Consider the following 21886-nt stretch of genomic DNA (forward strand, 5'->3'; position numbering starts at 1 on the left):
GCCCTACTCCTCGGGAATGTCGCGTTCGATCTCGGCGAGCCAGATCCGCGCCGACATGTCCGAGGGTGCGCGCCAATCACCGCGCGGGGACAGCGAACCACCGTGGGACACCTTGGGGCCGTTCGGCAACGCTGAGCGTTTGAACTGGCTGAACGAGTAGTACCGCTGGGCGAATACCGCCAACCATTGCCGAATCTCCTTGAGCGAGTAGGCCGGTCGCTTACCTTCCGGGAACCCCGGCGGCCAGCCACCGCGGCCCGGATCGCTCCAGGCGTGCCAGGCCAAGAACGCGATCTTCGACGGCCGGAAACCGTAGCGCAGCACCTGGAACAACGAAAAGTCCTGCAGCGAATAGGGCCCCACCTTGGCCTCGCTGCTCTGGATCTCCTCGTCCTCACCGGTCGGGACCAGTTCCGGGGTGATCTCGGTGTCGAGCACCGACTGCAGGATCTCGTCGACCTCGTCGTTGAACTGTCCTGAGGAGATGACCCACCGAATGAGATGCTGGATAAGGGTTTTCGGCACGCCCGCATTGACGTTGTAGTGGCTCATCTGGTCGCCCACACCGTAGGTCGACCACCCCAGCGCCAACTCGGACAGGTCACCGGTGCCCAGCACGATGCCACCGCGCTGGTTGGCGATGCGGAACAGGTAGTCAGTGCGCAGACCGGCTTGCACGTTCTCGAAGGTGATGTCGTAGACCGGCTCGCCCTGGGAGAAGGGATGCCCGATCTCGGTGAGCATCAACGAGGCCGTCGAGCGGATGTCGATCTCCTCGAAGGTCACCCCCAGCGCCCGGGACAGCCTGATGGCGTTGTTCTTGGTGCGCTCGCCGGTGGCGAACCCGGGCAGGGTGAACGCCAGAATGTCGCTGCGCGGGCGACCTTCCCGGTCCATCGCCCGGGCCGCGACGATGAGCGCGTGGGTGGAATCCAGACCACCGGATACCCCGATCACGACCTTGGGATAGTTGAGCGCGCGCAACCGCTGCTCCAGACCGGACACCTGGATGCTGTATCCCTCGTAGCAGTCCTGCTCGAGGCGCTGCGGATCGCTGGGCACGAACGGGAACCGTTCGACGGCACGCTTGAGGCCGATGTCGCCGGAGGGGGGATCGAGCAGAAATCCGATGCGCCGGAACGACGTCAGCGCATCCTGATGATGGCGGCGGTTGTCGTCGAAGGTGCCCATCCGCAACCGTTCGGCGCGCAGCAGATCCAGATCGACATCGGCCACCGAGCGGCGCTCGCCCTTCGGGAAACGTTCGGACTCGGCCAGCAGCCGGCCGTTCTCGTAGATCATGGTCTGGCCGTCCCAGGCCAGATCGGTGCTCGACTCGCCCTCGCCCGCCGCGGCGTAGACGTAGGCCGCCAGGCAGCGGGCCGACGCGGAACGGACCAGCAACGTGCGGTCCTCCGCACGACCGATCGTGATCGGACTCCCGGACAGGTTGGCCAGGACCGTCGCCCCGGCCAGCGCGGCGTGCGCACTGGGCGGGACGGGGACGAACATGTCCTCGCAGATCTCCACGTGCAGCACCAGGCCGGCAACGTCGCGCGCCTCGAACAGCAGATCCGGGCCGAAGGGCACCTCGACACCACCGATGCGGATGTTGCCGTGCACATCGTCACCCGCGGCGACCTGCCGGCTCTCGTAGAACTCGCGGTAGGTGGGCAGATAGGACTTCGGTGCGACGCCGAGCACCACGCCGCGATGGATCACCACGGCGGTGTTGTAGATACGGTGCAAGTGACGAAGCGGGGCGCCGACGACGAGGACCGGAAGCAGGTCCGCAGACGCGGCGACGACGTCGAGCAGGGCTGCTTCGACGGAGTCGAGAAGAGTGTCCTGCAGCAGGATGTCCTCGATCGAGTACCCCGACAAGGTCAGTTCGGGGAACACCGCCACCGCCACGCCGTCGTCATGGCAGGCCTTGGCGATCCGCACCACCGACGCGGCGTTGGCCGCCGGATCGGCCAGCACCGTGTGGTGCGTGCAGGCCGCCACGCGCGCAAACCCGTGCCGGTAGGCGGAGTAGAAGTCCATGCCCCATTGTCGCCTGTGTAGCCATGGGTCCGGAAACGGGTATGCGAAGAGCCGTGGCTGAAATGCGCTACTGATGGTCGACATGCAACACGAGCACCGAGATGATCCCAGCCGCCTCACGCCTACCATCAGGTACTCGCTGACGCTTGCGTAACACTGTCGCGCAGCACGTCGATGTGAGAGTCAGCGGCGGAACCCAACGGTGGCGGAGGAACAGTGCGACACGTCAAGGCGATCTGGGTTGCTCTTCTGCTGACGCTGGCCGTCTTCGCGGGCGACGTCCTCCCGGCTGCCGCACACGCCGCCCCACCGCCGGTACCGGCACCGGTGACCAAGGACTTCTCCAAGCCGGCGATCGTGATCCTGGGCTACGGACTCAATCCCGACGGCACCATGCGGGTGATCCTGCGCCGCCGGGTGCTGACCGGCTTGGCCGTCGCGCAGTTCTTCCCCCAATCGCCGATCATCGTCACCGGCGGTAACCCGCAGAACGGGAGGACCGAGGCGAGCCAGATGCGCCGCATGCTGATGCTGCTGGGCTTCCCGGACAACCGAATCATCGTGGAGGACAAGGCCAACAGCACCGTGCAGAACGCCCAGTTCTCAGTGCCGCTGGCCGAGAAGGCGGGAACGTCCGGCATCATCCTGGTGACCTCGACGACCCATCAGGACCGCGCGGATGGGAACTTCGTCGACGCGGGAGCCAATCTGCTCGCCACGGTCAGCTATCCCGACGGTGACCCGTCGGTCAATGTCGCACAGTTCGCCCGCGACGCGGTCAGCCCGTTCGTCAACCTCGGATAGCCGCCTATCCTGGCGGTATGGAGTCGCCAGAACTCGTCGCATCACTGTCGGGACGGCGACTGGCGGTGCTCACCGGGGCCGGTATCTCCACCGACTCCGGTATCCCCGACTATCGCGGCCCGGACTCCCCGCCCGCCAACCCGATGACCATCCGCCAGTTCACCTCCAGCCGGGAGTACCGGCAGCGGTACTGGGCGCGCAACCACCTGGGCTGGCGGCACATGGCCCGGACCCGGCCCAACGCCGGGCACCGTGCGCTGGCCGCACTGGAGCGTGCCGGCGTGGTGACCGGCGTGATCACCCAGAACGTCGACCTGCTGCACACCAAGGCGGGCAGCCGCAACGTCATCAACCTGCACGGAACCTATGCGCAGGTGGTGTGCCTCGATTGCGGACACACCATGTCGCGCGCCGAGCTGGCCGACCAGCTGGAAGCCGCCAACCCGGGCTTCGCCGAACGGGCCGAGCGCGTAGGGGGCATCGCCGTCGCACCGGACGCCGACGCCGTGGTCGACGACACCGAATCGTTCCACGTCGTCGACTGCCCGGCCTGCGGCGGCATGCTCAAACCCGACATCGTCTACTTTGGCGAGAGCGTGAGCAAAGATGTTGTGGCCCAAGCCTATTCGATGGTCGAGGCCGCCGATGCGCTGCTGGTCGCCGGATCGTCGCTGACGGTGTTCTCCGGGTACCGGTTCGTCCGGCACGCCGCCGCACTGGGGATGCCGATCGCGATCATCAACCGCGGCCCCACCCGCGGTGACGAGCTGGCGACGGTGAAGATCGACAACGGCTGCTCGGAGATCCTGGTGCTGCTCGCCGACGAGCTCACTGAGACCATGTCTGCATGAAACGTTCCCGGGGTAGGGCCGAGGTTCATACCGAAGAGGACATCGACGAAGAAGCCGGACGGGTTGCCGCTCTGCTCAAGCGGATGCGTCCGCCGCCGGGGCCGATCACCCAGCGCTGGGCGCTGGGCATCGGTGACATCGTCGCCGACACCACCCGGCTGCCCCAGAAATTGCGCGGCGCGGTGCTGTTCCTCAACCGGTTCGGCGGGCTCGCCATCACACCCGAGACCCTGGAGTTCGACGGCGACGACGCCAGATGGTCCAAGATCACCGAGATCGATACCCGCAACCTGGTCGAATACCTGCTGTCGGGCGCGGTCGAGAAACAGGTGGACCGGCTACCGGTGCCGTGGTTCCCGGGCCGGGGCCGGCTGCTCGGCCTGGCCTCGGCGGCGGTGTTGACCCTGCTGATGGCCACCGCCCGCCAGCAGATCGAGAACCATGCCGACGTGCGCATCCCCGCCGAGGTGCATTTCCGCGGCGGCCTGTTCCGCCGCGACAAGGTGCTCTCGCCCGGCGTGCTGTCCACGCTGATCCTGGCCGACCCCAAGGTGAGCGAATCGGTGATCGCCACCGCCACGGCCAACGGCATCACCGTGCGTAAGCGCGACGACGATCCGATGGACGTCGCCGGTGACCGGGCCGAGGTGCTCAAGACCAAACTCGGCGAGCTGGAGAAGAGCGTCCGCAACCTGCTGCACCGCGGGCGCAGCAAGGACTAAACGGCGACCAGGTCGTCGGCGTGCACGGCGGGCCTGCGCATCTCGGCAGGCAGGTCAGAGGTGGAACGCCCGATCATCGTCGCGAGCTCGCCGGCGTCGTAGGCCACCACACCGCGCGCCACGATCGCCTCATCCGGCCCGCGCAGCTCCACCACGTCACCGCCGAAGAACCGGCCGGACACCCCGGTGATACCGGCAGGCAGCAGCGAGCGGCGTTGTGCGACGACCGCACGGACCGCGCCGGCGTCCAGGCTCACGGCACCGGACACCTCGGCGGCGTAACGCACCCAGAACCGCCGCGCCGACATCCGGTCGGGCCGCGGCGCGAACACGGTGCCCACCGAGGCGTCCGACAGCGCGGCGTCAGCGTTGGCGGCCGCCGCCAGCAGCACCGGAACCCCGGCGTCGGCGGCCAGCAGAGCCGAGGACAGTTTCGAACGCATTCCCCCGGTGCCCAGCCGGCTGCCCTGCCCGGCGACCACACCGTCGAGGTCGTCCGGGCCGGCGACCTCGGGGATGAACCGGGCCGGATTGTCGTGCGTCGCCTTACGCGGATCGCCGTCGTAGAGGCCGTCGATGTCGGACAGCAGGATCAGCGCGTCGGCACCGACAAGGTGGGCCACCAGCGCCGAGAGCCGGTCGTTGTCGCCGAACCGGATCTCGTTGGTGGCGACGGTGTCGTTCTCGTTGACGATGGCCACCGCGTGCAGTGCCCGCAGCCGGTCCAGGGTGCGCTGGGCGTTGGTGTGCTGCGCACGCATCGCGATGTCGTGGGCGGTGAGCAGGATCTGGCCGACGGTACGGTCATAGCGGGCGAACGCCGCGCTCCAGGAGTTGACCAGGGCCACCTGCCCGACGCTGGCCGCGGCCTGTTTGGTGGCCAGGTCGGTGGGGCGCCGGCTCAAGCCGAGGGGCTCGATACCCGCGGCGATCGCGCCGGAGGACACGATCACGACGTCGGAGCCGGCCTGCATCCGCGCCTCGATGGCGTCGGCCAGCTTGGCCAGCCTGCCCGCATCGAACAATCCGGCTTTGGTCGTCAGCGCCGTGGTACCGATCTTGACGACCACACTGCGCGCGGTGCGGATCGCCTCGCGGAACTGACTCTTCGCCTGTTGGTTCGCTCCGCAAGCGTCGATCACGCGCCGTCCTCGTGCTCACGCCGCAACCGGCGGGCTTCCTTACGTTCGGCGGCACCGACCCGGTCGGTCTGTTCCAGCCGCACATCGGTGCCTCGGCCGGTCGGGGTGACGTCGACCCCGGCCGGGGTCTGCGGCTCCCAATCGAACGTCATGTCACCGATGGTCACCGCGCAGCCCGGCTTGGCCCCCCGACGCAGCAGCGCCTCTTCCACCCCGAGCCGGGCCAGCCGGTCACCGAGGTAACCGACTGCCTCGTCGTTGTCGAAGTTGGTCTGGGCGATCCAGCGTTCGGGCCGGACACCGCGCACGATGAAACCGCCGGCGTGGTGCGGGTCATCCTCGACGGTGAACCCGGTCTGGTCCACCGGAATGGGCCGGATGACGGGCCGGCGCGGCACTACCTCAGGCTGGGCCTTCTGATAGGCCTGCACCAGATCCCACAGCGCAAAGGTCAACTCGCGCAAGCCTTCCCGGCTCACCGTCGACACCTCGAACACCGGCCAGCCACGTTCGGCGATCTCTGGGCGGACGAAATCGGCGAGTTCGCGGGCCTCGGGGACGTCGATCTTGTTGAGCACCACCGCGCGCGGCCGGCTGGCCAGGTCACCGAGCGTCGAATCACCTTGCAGCGTCGGCTGATACGCGGCCAGTTCGGCTTCCAGTGCGTCGATGTCGGAGATCGGATCGCGGCCCGGTTCCAGGGTCGCGCAGTCCACCACGTGCACCAGAACCGCACACCGCTCGATGTGCCGAAGGAAATCCAGGCCCAGGCCGCGCCCCTCGGAGGCACCCGGGATCAGGCCCGGAACATCGGCGACGGTGAAGGTGTGCTCCCCCGCTGACACGACGCCGAGATTGGGCACCAGCGTGGTGAACGGGTAGTCGGCGATCTTGGGCTTGGCCGCGGAGATGGTGGACACCAGCGAGGACTTGCCCGCCGACGGGAAGCCGATGAGGCCGACATCGGCCACAGTCTTCAGCTCAAGAGTGAGATCGCGCTCCTGGCCCTTCTCGCCCAGCAGGGCGAATCCGGGCGCCTTGCGGGCCCGGGAGGCCAGCGCGGCGTTACCCAGCCCGCCGCGTCCGCCTTCGGCGGCAACGAAACTGGTGCCGGTCCCGACCAGGTCGGCCAGCAGTCGGCCGTGCTCGTCGAGCACCACTGTTCCGTCGGGAACCTTGACTTCGAGATCGTCACCATTGGCGCCGTCGCGGTTGCTGCCCATCCCCTGCTTGCCCGAAGGGGCGACGACATTGGGGTGGAAGTGGAAGTCCAGCAGGGTGTGCACCTGCGGATCGACCACCAGGATGACGCTTCCGCCATGGCCGCCGTTGCCGCCATCGGGGCCGCCGAGAGGTTTGAACTTCTCGCGGTGCACCGAGGCGCAGCCGTTACCGCCGTTACCCGCGCGGGTCTTGATGACGACGCGGTCGACGAAGCGAGGCATCGGAGAGTCCTTTCATTCGTCGAGTGTGTACCTGCTGCGAGATATCGGTCTCAATCTCGCAGTGGAGGCACACTCGCGAAATTAAGACCTACTCCGGTCGGGCGGCGCGGACGATGTTGACGACCTTGCGGCCGCGCTTCACGCCGAACTCCACCGCGCCCGGCGCGGTGGCGAACAGGGTGTCGTCGCCGCCGCGGCCGACGTTCACGCCCGGGTGGAAGTGAGTGCCGCGCTGACGGACGAGGATCTCGCCGGCCTTGACGACCTGACCGCCGAAACGCTTGACGCCGAGCCGCTGTGCGGCGGACTCGCGACCGTTGCGCGAGCTGGAAGCGCCCTTTTTGTGTGCCATGTCTGTTCGCTCCCTGTCGCTACTTGATCCCGGTGACCTTGAGCACGGTCAACGGCTGACGGTGACCCTGCCGCTTGTGGTAGCCGGTCTTGTTCTTGAACTTGTGGATGCGGATCTTGGGACCCTTGGTGTGCTCGAGCACCTCACCGGTGACCGCGACCTTCTCCAGAGCCTTGGCGTCGGTGGTCACCGTGGCGCCGTCGACGACGAGCGCGACGGGCAGCGAAACGGAGCTACCGGCCTCGACCTCGAGCTTCTCGACCTTGACGATGTCTCCCACGGCGACCTTGTACTGCTTGCCACCGGTCTTGACGATTGCGTACGTCGCCATTCGTTCCTCTGCCTTGCTCTGTGGGCGCGCGCTAACCGAAGCTGCGTGCGCGGGTCTGGGGGTGCGGGATCTTCAAGCCCGCTGCCACCGGCGCTGGACGCCTGGCGACAACTGCTCAAGGTTACGTGACCAGCACCGGGAGGGTCAAACCGCCTCGCCTCACGAGGCGGGTGGCCCGGCCGGCCGGGCCGCTGCGCGACGACGCGTCCGCCCCGTCACGGCCACCGGCGCCGGCGCGACGACGGGTTCGTCGACGTCATCGTCGTCGAAGTCGTCGCCGGCCACCAGGTCGTCGTCCTCCGAGTCGTCCTCGGAATCCTCGTCAACGTCCAGGGTGTCCTCATCGAGGTCCTCGTCGTCCTCGTCGAGGTCGACGTCGATCTCATCGACCTCGTCGTCGTCCTCGGACTCGTCGGACTCCTCGAAGTCCTCGTCGTCTAGGTCCTCTTCGACGGCGTCCTCGGCCACCTGCTCCTCGACGTCAGCCTCGACCTCGGCGATCTCTTCGCGCTCGAGTTCGTCGGCCAACTCCTCCTCGGAGTCCTCGTCCTCGGGCTTGCCGTTGGCCGCGGCCATCGCCTTGAACATCGGGTGCTCGCCGGCTGCATGCACCGGAACCCGCGACACCGCAGCCGGCTCCTCGGCACGACCCTTCTTCGCACGCTTGCTGCGGCGGTTGGCCGACTCGCTCTTGCGGGCGACGGCCTGGGTGGTGTCCACCGGGTCGGCGTGCAGCATGATGCCGCGTCCATTGCAGTGGCTGCAGGTGGTGGAGAACGCCTCGACCAACCCGGTGCCCAACTTCTTGCGGGTCAGCTGCACCAGTCCCAGCGAGGTGACCTCGGAGACCTGATGCCGGGTGCGGTCGCGGGCCAGCGCCTCGGTGAGCCGGCGCAGCACCAGATCCCGGTTGGACTCCAGCACCATGTCGATGAAGTCGATCACCACGATGCCGCCGATATCGCGCAGCCGCAGCTGGCGCACGATCTCCTCGGCCGCCTCGAGGTTGTTCTTGGTCACCGTCTGCTCGAGGTTGCCCCCGGCACCGGTGAACTTGCCGGTGTTGACGTCGACCACCGTCATCGCCTCGGTGCGATCGATGACCAGGGTGCCGCCCGAGGGCAGCCACACCTTGCGGTCCATCGCCTTGGCCAGCTGCTCGTCGATGCGGTGCACCGCGAACACGTCCGGTGCGGTCGCACCGCCCGGCGGATCGTACTTCGTCAACTTCGGAAGCAGTTCGGGCGCAACGGAATTGACGTACTCATTGATGGTGTCCCAGGCGTTGTCGCCGGAGACGACAAGCCCGGAGAAGTCCTCGTTGAACAGGTCGCGGATCACCTTGACCAGGACATCGGGCTCCTCGTAGAGCGCGACGGCGGCGCCGGCCTTGTTGCCCTTGACCCGGTCGGCCTCGGCGGCGATGGCGTTCCAGCGTTCCTGCAGGCGCTCGACGTCGCCGCGGATGTCCTCTTCTTTCACCCCTTCCGACGCGGTGCGGATGATCACTCCCGCGTCAGCCGGAACGACCTCGCGCAGGATCTCCTTGAGCCGCTGGCGTTCGGTGTCGGGAAGCTTGCGGCTGATCCCGGTCGACGAGGCACCCGGCACGTAGACCAGGTAGCGGCCGGCCAGCGAGACCTGCGTGGTGAGCCGGGCGCCCTTGTGCCCCACCGGGTCCTTGCTGACCTGAACGACGACGTAGTCGCCGGGCTTGAGGGCCTGCTCGATCTTGCGCTGCGCACCACCGAGACCCGCGGCCTCCCAGTTGACCTCACCGGCGTAGAGCACGCCGTTGCGGCCGCGGCCGATGTCGACGAAGGCGGCCTCCATCGAGGGCAGCACGTTCTGCACGATGCCCAGGTAGATGTTGCCAACCAGGGAGGCCGAGGCCGCCGAGGTGACGAAATGTTCGACGACCACACCGTCCTCGAGCACCGCGATCTGGGTGTAGCGGGCGCCCTCGTGCGGCGGTTCGGTGCGGACCTTGTCGCGCACGATCATGGTGCGGTCGACGGCTTCCCGACGGGCCAGGAACTCGGCCTCGGTCAGGATGGGCGGCCGGCGCCGGCCGGCGTCGCGGCCGTCGCGGCGGCGCTGCCGCTTGGCTTCCAGCCGAGTGGAGCCACTGATGCCCTGGATGGCGTCAGGATCGCGTTCGGCTTTGGCCCGCGGGGCGCGCTCGTGCACGACGGTGTTCGGCGGATCGTCCTCAGACGCGGCCTCGCCGTCCTCGCCACCGGTGCCGGTCTTGCGGCGTCTGCGGCGGCGACGACGACGGGTGGCCGCCTCGCCGGTCCCCGCATCCTCGTCGCCGGCGTTCTCCTCGGTCTCGTCGTCCTCAGAGCTTTCGGCGCTGTCCTCGTCGGCGGGCTGTTCGCCGTCCTCGGCGGCCTCGCCCTGCTCACCGCGACCTCGGCCGCGGCCCCGGCGTCCGCGCCGACGACGCCGGCTGGCCGGCCGTTCGGCCTGGTCCTCGTCGGTGTCGGCGCCGGACTCCTCGTCGTCGTCCTCGTCGTCGTCGGCCTCGTCGTCACGGTCGGCGACTCGCGCCGCCACCGGCTGCGGGGCGACGAACAACGGCATGTAGACCGACTGCTCGACGGTGGTGGTCTCCAGGATCAGCCGCGAATCGGGCTCGTCAGCGGGCAGGACCTCGGCAGTCTCGTCAATCTCGACGGCCGGGGCTTCCTCGACAGCAGCCGGCGCTTCGACAGGTGCGGGTGCTTCGGCGGCGGGGGTTTCTGGTGCCGGCGCTTCGGCGGCGGCAGCGGGCTCCTGGGCCAGGACGTCACGCACCCGCACCGCGTCCGTGCGGTCGACGGTCGAGTGCGCACTGCGCGTGCGGCCATCGAGCTCACTCAGCGCGTCGAGTACGCGCCGGCTGGTGGTGCCGAGCACCCGCGCGAGGGAGTGCACCCTCAGGCGGTCCGGCAGCTCCTCACCAGCAGGGGCAGCTGCGGTGGGTGATTCCCACGGCGACCCGTTCGACGGCTCGCTCGGGGTTTCGGGCTGGTCCTGATAGGTGTCATCGTCGGCCACGTAGTCTCCTCGAGCCCCCGGGCGCGTCCTGCGACGCGGCCACGCGAGGGCTTCCGCTATGCGCCCGGGTTACTTCCCCCGGGCTTGTCATTGGTCTCGCTCCGAACGGCTCGTAGCGAACGCGCTCGGTGCCTGGCTGAATGACGGCTGTGGACGGTCGGCGCCGCACCGCTGTTTGCGGTGGTCGCGCTCGTCTAAGTCTTCATTCGGATGTGTTTGTGGGCACATCCGTCATCAGTATCCCACACCGCGGGGGCAGTTCTGACGCAGTGGCACGGCATGGGCCGCGCCCGGGTCGTCAGTTGGCGGGGAACCAGAGCGCGATCTCGCGCTCTGCAGACTCCGGGGAGTCCGAGCCGTGCACCAGATTGAACTGAGTTTCCAGGCCGAAATCGCCCCGGATCGTGCCCGGCGTGGCCTTCTCCACCGGGTCGGTGCCGCCGGCGAGCTGGCGGAACGCCGCGACGGCGCGCGGGCCCTCCAGGACTGCGGCCACCACCGGACCGGAGGTGATGAATTCCAGCAGGGAGCCGAAGAACGGCTTGCCCTCGTGTTCGGCGTAATGCGCGCGGGCCAGCTCGTCGCTGACCTGCTTGAGCTCGAGAGCAGCCAGGGTCAAGCCCTTGCGCTCGATGCGGGTGATGATCTCGCCGACCACCCGTCGTTGCACACCGTCGGGCTTGATCAGCACAAGAGTCCGCTCAGTCATCTAGCGCCGCTCCTCCTCATCGCTTCGCTCTGCATCGTCACCGGCGCGGTCACGGCCGACAGCGTACCCGTCAGCGCGGGGGTTGCTGCTGGCCGGGCAGCAGGCCACGGCGCTGCCTGCGCAGCACCTCGGCGCGCAGGTAGGCGATCACGCCCCAGACCACCAGGAACAGCAGCCCGATGAACCCGATCGCGGGGTAGACGAAGAACCCCGCGACCAGGATCAATTGCACGCCGAGGTTCATCCAGATCGCCCAGGGCCTGCCCTGCACACCGGCCAACAAGATGAGGAACACCGTGAAGCCGACCAGGTATGCGGTGGACCACACGGTCAGGCCGCCGCCGACCGAACCCACCACGGGCAGGGCGAGCAGGACGACGATCGCCTCCAGGATCAGCGTGCCGGCCATCACCCCGCGAAAGCTCTTCCAGGGGTCTGGAGCCGCGGGCGTCCCGGGCGTGTCGTCGGTCATTGCGGGTCCTTCCCGAACAGCGTGCGTGCCGCCCCGGCGGTCACCACCGAACCGGTGATGACGATCCCGGCGCCGGAGAATCCGTCACCGTCGGCGGCGGACTCCTCCACCAGCGCGGTGGCCATCTCGATCGCGTCGGGCAGCGTCTCGGCGCGCGATACCCGCTCGGGTCCGAAGATCTCCTCGGCCCGCACAGCCAGCGCATCGACCTCCAGCGCCCGCGGCGATCCGTTGTGGGTGACGACCACCTGATCCAGGGCCGGTTCGAGTGCGGTCAGGATGCCGGTGACGTCCTTGTCCCCCATCACGCTCAGCACTCCAACGAGGAACCGGAAATCGAACTCGCTGCCGAGCGCATCGGCGAGCACAGCAGCACCAGCCGGATTGTGCGCGGCGTCGATGAACACCGTCGGCGCGCTGCGCATCCGTTCCAGCCGGCCGGGGCTCGCCGCGTTGGCGAACCCCGCCCGCACCGCATCGACGTCGAGCTGGCGCTGCGCACCGGCGCCGAAGAACGCCTCCACAGCGGCCAGCGCGACTGCGGCGTTATGCGCCTGATGCTCACCGTGCAGCGGCAGGAAGATGTCCGGGTACACCCCACCCAGGCCCTGCAGCTCGATGACCTGACCGCCGATGGCGACCTGGCGGCTCAGCACGGCGAACTCCGAATCTTCGCGCGCCACAGCGGCATCGGCGCGGACCACCTCGGCCAGGAGCACCTCCATGGCGGCCGGATCCTGACGCCCGATCACCGCTACGGTGTCGGTCTGCACCACTTCTCCGCGTGGCGCGCTGATGATCCCGGCTTTCTCGGCGGCAATCTCGGCGAGGGTCTCCCCCAGGTACTCGGTGTGGTCCAGGCCGATCGGGGTGATCACCGCGACAGGGGCGTCGACGATGTTGGTGGCGTCCCATCGCCCGCCCATCCCGACTTCGACGACGGCGATGTCGACGGGGGCGTCGGCGAACGCGGCGAAGGCCATCGCGGTGAGGACCTCGAACTTGCTCATCGCCGGGCCGCCGGCCGCCTCGGACTGGGCATCGATCATCTGGACGAACGGCTCGATCTCCCGGTAGACCTCGACATAGCGGGCTGGGGTGATCGGTTCGTTGTCGATGGCGATGCGTTCGACGGCCGACTGCAGGTGCGGGCTGGTGGTACGCCCGGTGCGCTGGTGGAACGCCGTGAGCAGCGCATCGATCATGCGCACCACCGAGGTCTTGCCGTTCGTGCCCGCGACATGAATGCACGGATAGCTGCGTTGCGGGGAGCCGAGCAGCTCCATCAGCGCCGAGATCCGGGCCGTCGACGGTTCGAGTTTGGTCTCCGGCCAGCGCTGGTCGAGCAAATGCTCGACCTGCAGCAGCGCGGCGATCTCGTCGGGCGTGGGCTCGCTCATCACGCCAGCGCGGCCAGGCGCGCGGTGATCCGGTCGACTTCCTCGCGAGCCAGCTGCTGGCGGCCGCGGATCTTGGCCACGACGTCGTCGGGTGCCTTGGCCAGGAATGCCTCGTTGTCGAGCTTGGCTGTGGTGCCTGCCAATTCCTTCTGCGCGGCGGCCAGATCCTTTTCCAGGCGACGACGCTCGGCGGCGACGTCTACGGTGCCGGAGGTGTCGAGCTCGACGTTGACGGTGCCGCCGGCGAGCCGCACCTCGACGTGAGCGGTCGGGTTGAACTCGCCGGCCGGGCTGGTCAGCCAGGCCAGTGCCGTCACCGGCGCCACGTGGGCGTCCAGGCCGGCGGCCTCGATACCCGACAGGCGGGCGGGTACCTTCTGACGGTCCGCCAGACCCTGGTCGCTCCGGAACCGGCGCACCTCGGTCACCAGCTTCTGTACGTCGGCGATACGCTGTGCCGCAGCAGGATCCGACGCAAGACCGGACGGCTGCGGCCAGTCGGCGATCACCAGCGATTCCTCACCAGTCAGCGCTTTCCACAGCGTCTCGGTGACGAACGGCATCACCGGGTGCAGCAGTTTGAGCAACGCGTCGAGCACCGCCGCCAGCACCGCGGTGGTATGCGAAACCCCTTCGGCGATCTGGACTTTGGCCAACTCGAGGTACCAGTCACAGAACTCGTCCCAGGCGAAGTGGTAGAGCGCCTCACAGGCCCGGCTGAACTCGTAACCGTCGAAGGCCGAATCGACTTCGGCGCGAACCTGTTCCAGCCGGCCGAGTATCCAGCGGTCGGCGTCGGTGAGGTCTGCGGCGGCGGGCAGCGGCGCCGGGGCGGCGCCGTTCATCAACGCGAACCGGGTGGCGTTGAACAGCTTGGTGGCGAAGTTGCGCGACGCCCGAGCATGGTCCTCGCCGATCGAGAGGTCGCCGCCGGGGCTGGCACCGCGGGCCAGGGTGAATCGCAACGCATCCGCGCCGAACAGTTCGACCCAGTCCAGCGGGTCGATGCCGTTGCCGCGGGACTTGCTCATCTTGCGGCCGTGCTCGTCACGGATCAGGCCGTGCAGGAAGACATTCTCGAACGGCACCTGCGGACCGCGAGCACCGTCGTTGGTGATGGTGTCGTCACCGGAGACGAAGGTACCGAACATCACCATCCGGGCCACCCAGAAGAACAGGATGTCGTAACCGGTCACCAGAACGCTTGTCGGATAGAACTTTTCCAGGTCCGGGGTGCGGTCCGGCCAGCCCATCGTGGAGAACGGCCACAGCGCCGAGGAGAACCAGGTGTCCAGGACGTCAGGATCCTGCTCCCAGCCCTCCGGCGGGGTCTCGTCCGGGCCGACGCACACCGTCTGGCCATCCGGGCCGTGCCAGATCGGGATGCGGTGGCCCCACCACAGCTGACGCGAGATGCACCAGTCGTGCATGTCGTCGACCCAGGCGAACCAGCGGGGCTCCAGGCTCTTGGGGTGGATGACGATGTCGCCACCGCGCACCGCATCACCGGCGGCCTTGGCCATCGAGGAGACCTTCACCCACCACTGCAGGCTCAGTCGCGGCTCGATGGGCTCACCGCTGCGCTCGGAGTGCCCCACGCTGTGCAGGTAGGGCCGTTTCTCGGCGACGATGCGCCCCTCGGCGGCCAGCGCCTCACGGACCTTGACGCGCGCCTCGAAGCGGTCCATGCCGTCGAATGGTGTTCCGGTGTCGGCGATCCGGCCCTTGGTGTCCATGATCGAAGGCATCGGGAGGTTGTGCCGAAGGCCGATCTCGAAGTCGTTCGGATCGTGGGCCGGGGTCACCTTCACCGCACCGGTGCCGAACTCCGGGTCGACATGCCCGTCGGCGACGATCACGATGTCGCGATCCAGGAACGGATGGGGCAGCGTCGTGCCGACCAGGTGCCGGTAGCGGTCGTCGTCGGGATGCACGGCGATAGCGGTATCGCCGAGCATTGTCTCGATGCGGGTGGTGGCCACCACGATGTGCGGCTCGGCATCGTCCATGGAGCCGTACCGGAACGAGACCAACTCCCCCTCGACGTCGGAGTACTTGACCTCGAGGTCGGAGATGGCGGTCTGCAACACCGGCGACCAGTTGACCAAGCGCTCAGCCTGATAGATCAGCCCGGCGTCGTAGAGCCGCTTGAAGATGGTGCGCACCGCCCGCGACAGGCCCTCGTCCATGGTGAAGCGGTCGCGGCTCCAGTCGACCCCGTCACCCAGGCGGCGCATCTGCCCGCCGATGGTGCCGCCGGATTCGTGCTTCCAGTCCCAGACCTTCTGCACGAACAGCTCGCGGCCAAAGTCCTCTTTGGTCTTGCCGTCGGCGGCGATCTGCTTTTCCACCAGCGTCTGGGTGGCGATGCCGGCGTGATCCATGCCGGGCAACCACAGCACCTCGAAGCCCTGCATCCGCTTGCGACGGGTCAACGCGTCCATCAGCGTGTGATCGAGCGCGTGACCCATGTGCAGGCTGCCGGTCACGTTCGGCGGCGGCAGCACGATCGAATACGGGGGCTTGGCGCTGGTGGCGTCGGCGGTGAAGTAGCCGGCATCCACCCAGCGCTGATAGATCTGCTGCTCTACCGCTCCCGGCTCCCACGACTTGGGCAGGGCCTCGGCACGAGAGTCAGGAGTGGTAGTCACCCGTCAATTCTAGGAACGGGTGCCAGCAGCGTGACGGGCGGTGCGGATCTACCGCTTTCCGCCCAGCAGGCCACCCAGGATGTTGCCGATCGCGCCACCCTGCTGACCGCCGAGGACGCTGCCCAGAATGCTGCCCAGAGCGTTGTTGCCGCCGCCCCCGCCACCGGTCGCGCCACCGAGGATGCCGCCGAGCAGATCACCGAGACCGCCGCCGGAAGAGGCCGCCTGAGTGGAGGCGGTCTGGCCGCCGGAGAACTGCTTGCCGATGTAGGCGATGACGATCGGGGCCAGGATCGGCAGCAGCTTCTTGATCAGATCGTTGCCGCCGGCGCCGCCGCCGGCCAGTGCCGAGGCGACCTGGTTGGTGTCGTTGCCGCCGAAGATGCGCGAGACGATCGCCTCACCCTGGCCGGTGTCGACCTGGTCAACGTTCACGCCGCCGTCGAGGAGATCGCTGTGGGCCGTCTCGGCGATGGTCGACTCGAGCTTGCTGGAATCGATGTCGTTGGACACGACATTGTGCTGGATGCTGCCGAGCAACGTGGGCACCAGCGTCTGGATCGCCTGGCTCACCTCGCCCTGGTCTGCACCGAGCTTGCTGGCGATGTCCGCCACCGGGATCTGGTTGTAGAGGTCTTCGAGACCGGCCATTGCACTTCCACCTTCGAGACGATTGTTTGCGGTAATCGGAGCCGACATTAGTCGAGCCGAGGAGTCCGGTCACCTGTTCCGCTCACAGGAAAATCATGTGAGTCGCGCGGTCTCCAAAGTGATCCCGGCCGACGGGAAGCGGGCCAGCAGCGCGTCGCCCATCGCCGCCGCCGGCGTGAGCACCCCGCGCAGATCCGAGAGCTTCTCGCGGTCGAACGCCAGCGCCAAAGCGCACTCCCCGAGCATCACCGAGGTCGCCTGGTAACCCGGGTCGCCCTGCTGGGCGATGGTCGCGACGTAGCGGGCGCCGCCCGTGGTGGTGGTGTAGGTCTCGGCGCGGTAGAAGCCCTTCTCACGGGCCTGCGCGCTGGGACCGGTACCCGGCTTGGGCGCCACCCGCTCGACCACCCGGCGCGGCAGCAGCCGGAAGAACCGGCTGCCCAGCGCCACCACACCGTTGTTCGCGGCGGTGGCCACTGCCGAGATCGCCGGGGCCAGGATGGACGAGCCGACGCTCATGTTCTCCGCGTAGCGGAATCTGGTGCCATAGGCGTAGTCGAGTAATGCGTTGCTGCGCCGCACAATTCGGGTGTTGTAGAGGGCCATGACGAAGCCGGTGGTCCAGGTGCCCGCCAGCTCCGGCGCGATGTCGCGCCCCCGCCGCCACGGCAGGTCGGGCTGCGGACCCAGTTCGGGCTCGGCGGCCCGATCCTGGCTCAGGGTGTAGGGATCCTCGAAGAGACGCCGGGTATTGGGGTCGTTGGACGAGGCCCGGAACACCTCGATCATCGACGCGACGGTGCCCCCGGATACCCCACCGGAGAAGCCGCGCAGCACGAAGTTGGTGTCGCCGAGCTCACCCGTGCCGTCCTGCTGAGCCCGCCGGTACAACGCGAACACGCTCATATCGGAAGGGATGGAATCGAATCCACAAGCGTGCACGATGCGGGCACCGGTATCGACGGCTTCCTTGTGATAGTCGTCGATGCTCTGCCGCACGAACATCGCCTCGCCGGTGAGGTCGGCGTAGTCGGTGCCGGCAGCCGCACAGGCGGCAACCAGGGGCAGGCCGTACCGGCTGTAGGGGCCGACGGTGGTCACCACGACGCGGGTACGGGCGGCCATGTCGTTCAGCGAGGACGGCGAGGACGCGTCGGCGGTCAGGATCGGCCAGGACTGCGCCGATTCACCGAGGCTCTCCCGGATGGCCAGCAGACGCTCGGGTGACCGGCCGGCCAGGGCGATCCGGGCCTCCCCGCCGGCCTTGGCCAGGTACTCGGCGGTGAGCTTGCCGACGAAGCCGGTGGCCCCGTACAGAACGATGTCGAATTCACGCTGCTCTGCGGTCATGTCCGCCAACTTACCGGGACCCGGCTACCCCAGGGTTTCGGGCAACGTGCGGCTCTGGCCGAGAACGTGCTCGGCCAGGAATGCGGTGACGACCTGGTACCAGAGCTTGGCGTGCTGAGGTGAGAGCACCCAGTGGTTCTCGCTCGGAAAGTAGAGGAACCGGTGCGGTGAGGTGCCGTCGGCTGCGGCCGGCAGCCGCGATGCGGTGAGTAGCTCGTACCACAGCCGCAGCGCTTCGCCGATGGGCACGCGATAGTCCTTGTCGCCGTGGATCACCAGCATCGGCGTGTTGATGCGGTCGACGAAGCGGTGCGGTGAATTCGCCTGTGCCATGGCCGGTGTCATCTCCCGGGCCCAGTAGTAGGCGCCATCGGTGGTGGGGCCGAACTGGTCGAGGGCCCAGAGGCTGGCGTGGGTGACGATGGCCCGGAACCGGTCGGTGTGACCGGCCACCCAGTTGGCCATGTACCCGCCGAATGATCCGCCCATCGCCGCGGTGCGCGCGGCATCGATGCGAGGGTCGGCGCACGCAGCGTCGACGGCGGCCATCAGGTCCTCATAGGGTGCGCCACCCCATGCACCCCAGCCGCGCTGGATGAAGTCCTGCCCGTAACCGGTGGACAACGCCGGGTCGGGCAACAACACCGCATATCCGTGCGCCGCCATCAGCCACGGGTTCCACCGCCAGGACCACACGTTCCAGCTGTTGAGTGGTCCGCCGTGGATCCACAGCAGAAGTGGCGCAGAGTTGGATGAGTCCGGCAACACCAGCCAGGACCGCACCGCGGTGCCGTCGGCGGCCGTGGCCGTCAGCTCGGTCAGCTCCCCTGGTAGCTCCGGCAGCGCCACGCACGGCAGCACCGTCACCCTCGTCCCGTCGATGCGCACCGGGTGCGGCGGGGCGGCATACGAGCTGCGCAGGGCGTACACCACCCCGCCCGGTGCGCAGATCACGTTGGTGTAGCTGAAGTCATCGTCGGTGAGCCGGCTCACCGACCCGTCAAGGCCGATCTCGACGATCGGGCACCGGCCGTGGTCGTCGGCGGTCACCAGCAGAGCCGAGCCGTCGCGCTTCCAGGTCACCGATGCGGGCCAGCGATCCCAGTCCGGAGCGAGTTGTACCCAGGCGGACGATCCCAACGCCATGTGGCACAACGTGATTCGCGGCGCCTGCAGCGGGGTGGACAGCGATTCGCGGGTAAAAGCCAGCGCCGTGCCGTCTGGCGATATCGCAGGATTCTCCAGGTCTGCGTCGGGATCGTCGGCGATCACGACGCGTTCGCCGGTGCGTAAGTCGATGCGCACCAACACCGATCGCAGCGCCGCGCGCGGCGCCGGCACCCGCCACGTGGCGACCGCGAAACTGCCGTCGGCGCTGACGACGAACTGTGCTTCGCCGCCCAGCGCGGCCCCCGGCTGCACCGTCACATCGGTCAGCGCCCCATCCTCGCCGACCACGAACAGATGTGTCTGGTCCGGGCCGAGATCGGAGTCCCAGTGCCGCACCGGATACCCGCTGTGCAGGATCGCGGTGACCTTGTTGTCCTTGCGCAGAGTCCGCAGCCGGCGGTCGTCGTCGATGGAGGACGCGGCGGGTAACAACGGCCCGGCCGCCACCACCACCGCCGCCTCGGATGCCGCCAGCGCCGCACCGATACCGCCGGGCAGTTCGGCGACGCGGACGGCCTCTCCGCCCGCTGCCGCGAGCCGCCAGAGCGCGGCGGGCGGCTTGTCCTCGTCCTCGGTGGGCCGGACCGCGGTGAACAGCAGGTCGTTGCTGGCGGTGAACGCCGGCGCCGACTCCCCCTTGGCCCCGCGGGTCAGCCGTCGCGCCGGATTCACCCCGGCGGGGTCCAGCTCCCACAGCGCGCTGACATACGCGGTCTTCTTCGCGTCCAGTTCGGCCACGGTGGTCACGACCCGAGATCCGTCGGGTGACACCGCCAACCCGGACACTCGGGGCAGTGCCAGGTAGGCATCGAGATCGCTGAAGTCACCGAACGGGCCTGGGGTCATGACCTGTTCGTAGCACAGCCGGCGCTAGGGTCGGTGCCATGGGCGACATCGCCGTCGTCGGTGCGGGTATCGCCGGACTGGCCACCGCCATCGCGTTACGGCAGCAGGGACATTGCGTCACTGTGCTCGAAGAGCGGACCGACACCAGTTCGGGAGCCGGCATCAGCATTTGGCCCAACGCCCTGGCTGCGCTCGACGTCCTCGGCGTCGGTGATCAGGTGCGCGCCGCCGGTGGCCGCGTGACAGCCGGCGCGATCCGCTGGCGCGATGGCCGCTGGCTGCGGCGGCCGTCCGGGGAGCGCATCGTGACCGCACTCGGCGAACCGCTCGTCGTGTTGCAGCGCGCCGCGCTGCGCGACGTACTGACCGGCGCGCTGACGCCCGGCACCGTGGTCGCGGGCGCGGCGGTGCGGGGACTGACCATCACCTCGGCCGGGGTTCGGCTCGACCTCTCCGATTCGACGGACCGCGTTGTCGACGCCGTCGTCGGCGCCGACGGCACGGGTTCGGTGGTCGCGCGCCACCTCAACGGCCCGCTGCCGCATCGTTACGCCGGTTACACGGCCTGGCGTGGGGTGGCGTCGATGGCGCTGGATCCCGCCCTGGCCGGCGAGACGATGGGGTCAGGCACTGAGGTCGGTCACGTCCCGATGGGCGCTGACCGCACGTACTGGTTCGCCACCGAGCGGGTGACCGAGGGCAGCTCGATGCCTGGCGGTGAGCTGGCATATCTGCGGGCCAAGCTGGCGGGGTGGGCCGGGCCGATTCCGGCCATGCTCGCCGCCACCGACCCGGCCGAGGTGTTGCGCAACGACCTCTACGACCGCGCGACCGCGAAGACCTGGGCGTCGGGATCCGTCGTCCTGGTCGGTGACGCCGCACACCCGATGCGCCCGCACCTGGGCCAGGGCGGCTGCCAGGCGATCGAGGACGCCGCCGTCCTGGGCGCCTTCGTGGACTGGTGCCAGGACCTGCCGAGCGCGTTTGCCTCCTACGCCGCCTTCCGGCGCGGACGGGTCAGTGCTGTGGTGCGCGAGTCCCGGATGATCGGCCGGATCGTCAACCTGCGGCCGGCGGCGGTGAGCGGCGCGTTGAGCCGGGCCACGGTCCTCATGCCGGAGGCCGTCATCACCCGGCACCTGGCCACGATCGCCGCACGGTCGGCATTTCGGCTCCCCACCCGCAACGACGCCCAGCCGGCATAACCGGCTGGGCGTCGTTGATATCGGCGTCGAGGTCGGTGTCAGCGCAGGCCGAGAGCGTTGGCGATGGCCTTGCCCGGGTCGTGGATGGCCTGGCACATCTTGTTGAAGTCGATCGACTTGAACGGGCCGCTCAGAACGTTCGCGCACGGATCCTGAGCCGGGGCACCAGAGCCGTTGGAGACCGGGACGGCGAAGCCGGGGGTGGCCGCGGCAGCACCGCAGGTCGGCCAGGCGCCGATGCCCTGCTTGCTCACGATGTTCTCGGCGACCCGAATCTGCTCCTCGCGAGAGGCCTGGTCGGGAGCGCCGACGCCACCGTTGGCGGCCCAGGTGGCCGGCTTGAACTGCAGACCGCCATAGAAGCCGTTACCGGTGTTGGCCGCCCAGTTGCCGCCCGACTCGCACTGTGCCACCGCGTCCCAGTTGACGCCGCTGTCCGCCGACGCATTGCCGATGCTCAGAACGAACCCGGCCAGAGCCAGTGCTCCGGAGATGACTGCCAGAGTGACGATCCTGCGAATGGTGCTCACTGTGTGCCCTTCCCGACCAAGGGGCGCAACGTCTGCGCTGTTGTGAGATGAATCGCAACCAAAGCGCCGGGTGTTACTGGCGTGTCAATTGAATTTTCTGAGATTTTTGATAAGAGAGTTCCCCATGGGACGAGGGTGGCCCCGGACTCACCGTCCGGTGCCACCCT

General features: G+C 68.4%; 17 protein-coding genes and 1 pseudogene. 4 read left to right on the forward strand and 14 right to left on the reverse strand.

Annotation, left to right across the window (positions count from 1 at the left end):
• Positions 1-3 precede the first annotated feature (3 nt).
• A complete protein-coding gene (locus G6N35_RS10075; protein WP_163804127.1) occupies positions 4-2046 on the reverse strand; it encodes an NAD(+) synthase in 2043 nt (680 codons plus the stop codon).
• Between the two features lie 249 nt (positions 2047-2295).
• On the opposite strand from G6N35_RS10075, the gene G6N35_RS10080 reads away from it, so the two are divergent.
• From G6N35_RS10080 to G6N35_RS10090, 3 genes and pseudogenes are all read left to right on the forward strand, one after another.
• A complete protein-coding gene (locus G6N35_RS10080) occupies positions 2296-2850 on the forward strand; it encodes a YdcF family protein (RefSeq protein WP_407664614.1) in 555 nt (184 codons plus the stop codon).
• 17 nt (positions 2851-2867) lie between these two features.
• Positions 2868-3701, forward strand: coding sequence for an NAD-dependent protein deacetylase (locus G6N35_RS10085; RefSeq protein ID WP_163804129.1), 834 nt, complete (start codon positions 2868-2870; stop codon positions 3699-3701).
• Positions 3698-4420 (forward strand): annotated as a pseudogene (locus tag G6N35_RS10090) (hypothetical protein); the annotation flags it as partial. The gene G6N35_RS10085 and the pseudogene G6N35_RS10090, both read left to right, overlap by 4 nt.
• Here the strand turns inward: G6N35_RS10090 and proB are convergent.
• The 12 genes from proB to G6N35_RS10150 all read right to left on the reverse strand — a co-directional run bounded on the left by proB (position 4420) and on the right by G6N35_RS10150 (position 19984).
• On the reverse strand, positions 4420-5562 hold the full coding sequence (gene proB / locus G6N35_RS10095; RefSeq protein WP_163807589.1) for a glutamate 5-kinase: 1143 nt from the start codon (positions 5560-5562) through the stop codon (positions 4420-4422). The pseudogene G6N35_RS10090 and the gene proB overlap by 1 nt on opposite strands.
• A complete protein-coding gene (obgE, locus tag G6N35_RS10100; protein WP_163804131.1) occupies positions 5562-7010 on the reverse strand; it encodes a GTPase ObgE in 1449 nt (482 codons plus the stop codon). The genes proB and obgE overlap by 1 nt, the downstream gene beginning before the upstream one ends.
• An 88-nt stretch (positions 7011-7098) precedes the next feature.
• Positions 7099-7362 carry a 50S ribosomal protein L27 gene (gene rpmA, locus G6N35_RS10105; protein WP_163804132.1) on the reverse strand — a complete coding sequence of 88 codons (264 nt, stop codon included), beginning with the start codon at positions 7360-7362 and terminating at the stop codon, positions 7099-7101.
• Between the two features lie 19 nt (positions 7363-7381).
• Positions 7382-7693: a 50S ribosomal protein L21 gene (rplU, locus tag G6N35_RS10110; protein WP_059018069.1), complete on the reverse strand. Its 312-nt coding sequence runs from the start codon at positions 7691-7693 to the stop codon at positions 7382-7384.
• Positions 7694-7852: 159 nt separating this feature from the next.
• The gene (locus tag G6N35_RS10115; RefSeq protein WP_163804133.1) at positions 7853-10735 is read right to left on the reverse strand and encodes a ribonuclease E; all 2883 of its coding nucleotides are present in this window, start codon (positions 10733-10735) and stop codon (positions 7853-7855) included.
• A 298-nt stretch (positions 10736-11033) separates the two neighbouring features.
• Positions 11034-11444, reverse strand: a complete 411-nt coding sequence (ndk, locus tag G6N35_RS10120; RefSeq protein ID WP_163804134.1) for a nucleoside-diphosphate kinase — start codon at positions 11442-11444, stop codon at positions 11034-11036.
• Between the two features lie 70 nt (positions 11445-11514).
• On the reverse strand, positions 11515-11916 hold the full coding sequence (locus tag G6N35_RS10125; RefSeq protein WP_163804135.1) for a DUF4233 domain-containing protein: 402 nt from the start codon (positions 11914-11916) through the stop codon (positions 11515-11517).
• Positions 11913-13316, reverse strand: coding sequence for a bifunctional tetrahydrofolate synthase/dihydrofolate synthase (gene folC / locus G6N35_RS10130; protein WP_163804136.1), 1404 nt, complete (start codon positions 13314-13316; stop codon positions 11913-11915). The genes G6N35_RS10125 and folC overlap by 4 nt, the downstream gene beginning before the upstream one ends.
• Positions 13316-15967 (reverse strand): valine--tRNA ligase, encoded by a 2652-nt coding sequence (locus tag G6N35_RS10135; RefSeq protein WP_163804137.1) that lies wholly within the window; start codon positions 15965-15967, stop codon positions 13316-13318. The genes folC and G6N35_RS10135 overlap by 1 nt, the downstream gene beginning before the upstream one ends.
• Before the next feature lie 48 nt (positions 15968-16015).
• A complete protein-coding gene (locus tag G6N35_RS10140) occupies positions 16016-16618 on the reverse strand; it encodes a DUF937 domain-containing protein (protein ID WP_163804138.1) in 603 nt (200 codons plus the stop codon).
• Positions 16619-16711: 93 nt separating this feature from the next.
• Complete coding sequence (locus tag G6N35_RS10145) at positions 16712-17968, reverse strand: saccharopine dehydrogenase family protein (protein WP_163804139.1); 1257 nt, start codon at positions 17966-17968, stop codon at positions 16712-16714.
• Between the two features lie 24 nt (positions 17969-17992).
• A complete protein-coding gene (locus tag G6N35_RS10150) occupies positions 17993-19984 on the reverse strand; it encodes a S9 family peptidase (RefSeq protein WP_163804140.1) in 1992 nt (663 codons plus the stop codon).
• Between the two features lie 38 nt (positions 19985-20022).
• Here G6N35_RS10150 and G6N35_RS10155 point away from each other — a divergent pair, with 38 nt between their 5' ends.
• Entirely contained in the window at positions 20023-21189 is a 1167-nt protein-coding gene (locus tag G6N35_RS10155; protein WP_163804141.1) for an FAD-dependent oxidoreductase, read from the forward strand.
• Positions 21190-21227: 38 nt separating this feature from the next.
• Here G6N35_RS10155 and G6N35_RS10160 read toward each other — a convergent pair whose 3' ends face one another.
• A complete protein-coding gene (locus G6N35_RS10160) occupies positions 21228-21719 on the reverse strand; it encodes a transglycosylase family protein (protein WP_163804142.1) in 492 nt (163 codons plus the stop codon).
• Positions 21720-21886: the final 167 nt, after the last annotated feature.

This window comes from Mycolicibacterium anyangense, assembly GCF_010731855.1.
Classification (GTDB): domain Bacteria; phylum Actinomycetota; class Actinomycetes; order Mycobacteriales; family Mycobacteriaceae; genus Mycobacterium; species Mycobacterium anyangense.

What these genes read in the sequence shown, in the direction of transcription:
- rpmA (WP_163804132.1), bottom strand. Translation starts at nt 7,362, where the DNA reads ATGGCACACAAAAAGGGCGCTTCCAGCTCGCGCAACGGTCGCGAGTCC.
- folC (WP_163804136.1), bottom strand. Translation starts at nt 13,316, where the DNA reads ATGAGCGAGCCCACGCCCGACGAGATCGCCGCGCTGCTGCAGGTCGAG.
- G6N35_RS10075 (WP_163804127.1), bottom strand. Translation starts at nt 2,046, where the DNA reads ATGGACTTCTACTCCGCCTACCGGCACGGGTTTGCGCGCGTGGCGGCC.
- rplU (WP_059018069.1), bottom strand. Translation starts at nt 7,693, where the DNA reads ATGGCGACGTACGCAATCGTCAAGACCGGTGGCAAGCAGTACAAGGTC.
- G6N35_RS10150 (WP_163804140.1), bottom strand. Translation starts at nt 19,984, where the DNA reads ATGACCCCAGGCCCGTTCGGTGACTTCAGCGATCTCGATGCCTACCTG.
- G6N35_RS10085 (WP_163804129.1), top strand. Translation starts at nt 2,868, where the DNA reads ATGGAGTCGCCAGAACTCGTCGCATCACTGTCGGGACGGCGACTGGCG.
- G6N35_RS10140 (WP_163804138.1), bottom strand. Translation starts at nt 16,618, where the DNA reads ATGGCCGGTCTCGAAGACCTCTACAACCAGATCCCGGTGGCGGACATC.
- G6N35_RS10155 (WP_163804141.1), top strand. Translation starts at nt 20,023, where the DNA reads ATGGGCGACATCGCCGTCGTCGGTGCGGGTATCGCCGGACTGGCCACC.
- obgE (WP_163804131.1), bottom strand. Translation starts at nt 7,010, where the DNA reads ATGCCTCGCTTCGTCGACCGCGTCGTCATCAAGACCCGCGCGGGTAAC.
- ndk (WP_163804134.1), bottom strand. Translation starts at nt 11,444, where the DNA reads ATGACTGAGCGGACTCTTGTGCTGATCAAGCCCGACGGTGTGCAACGA.
- G6N35_RS10125 (WP_163804135.1), bottom strand. Translation starts at nt 11,916, where the DNA reads ATGACCGACGACACGCCCGGGACGCCCGCGGCTCCAGACCCCTGGAAG.
- G6N35_RS10145 (WP_163804139.1), bottom strand. Translation starts at nt 17,968, where the DNA reads ATGACCGCAGAGCAGCGTGAATTCGACATCGTTCTGTACGGGGCCACC.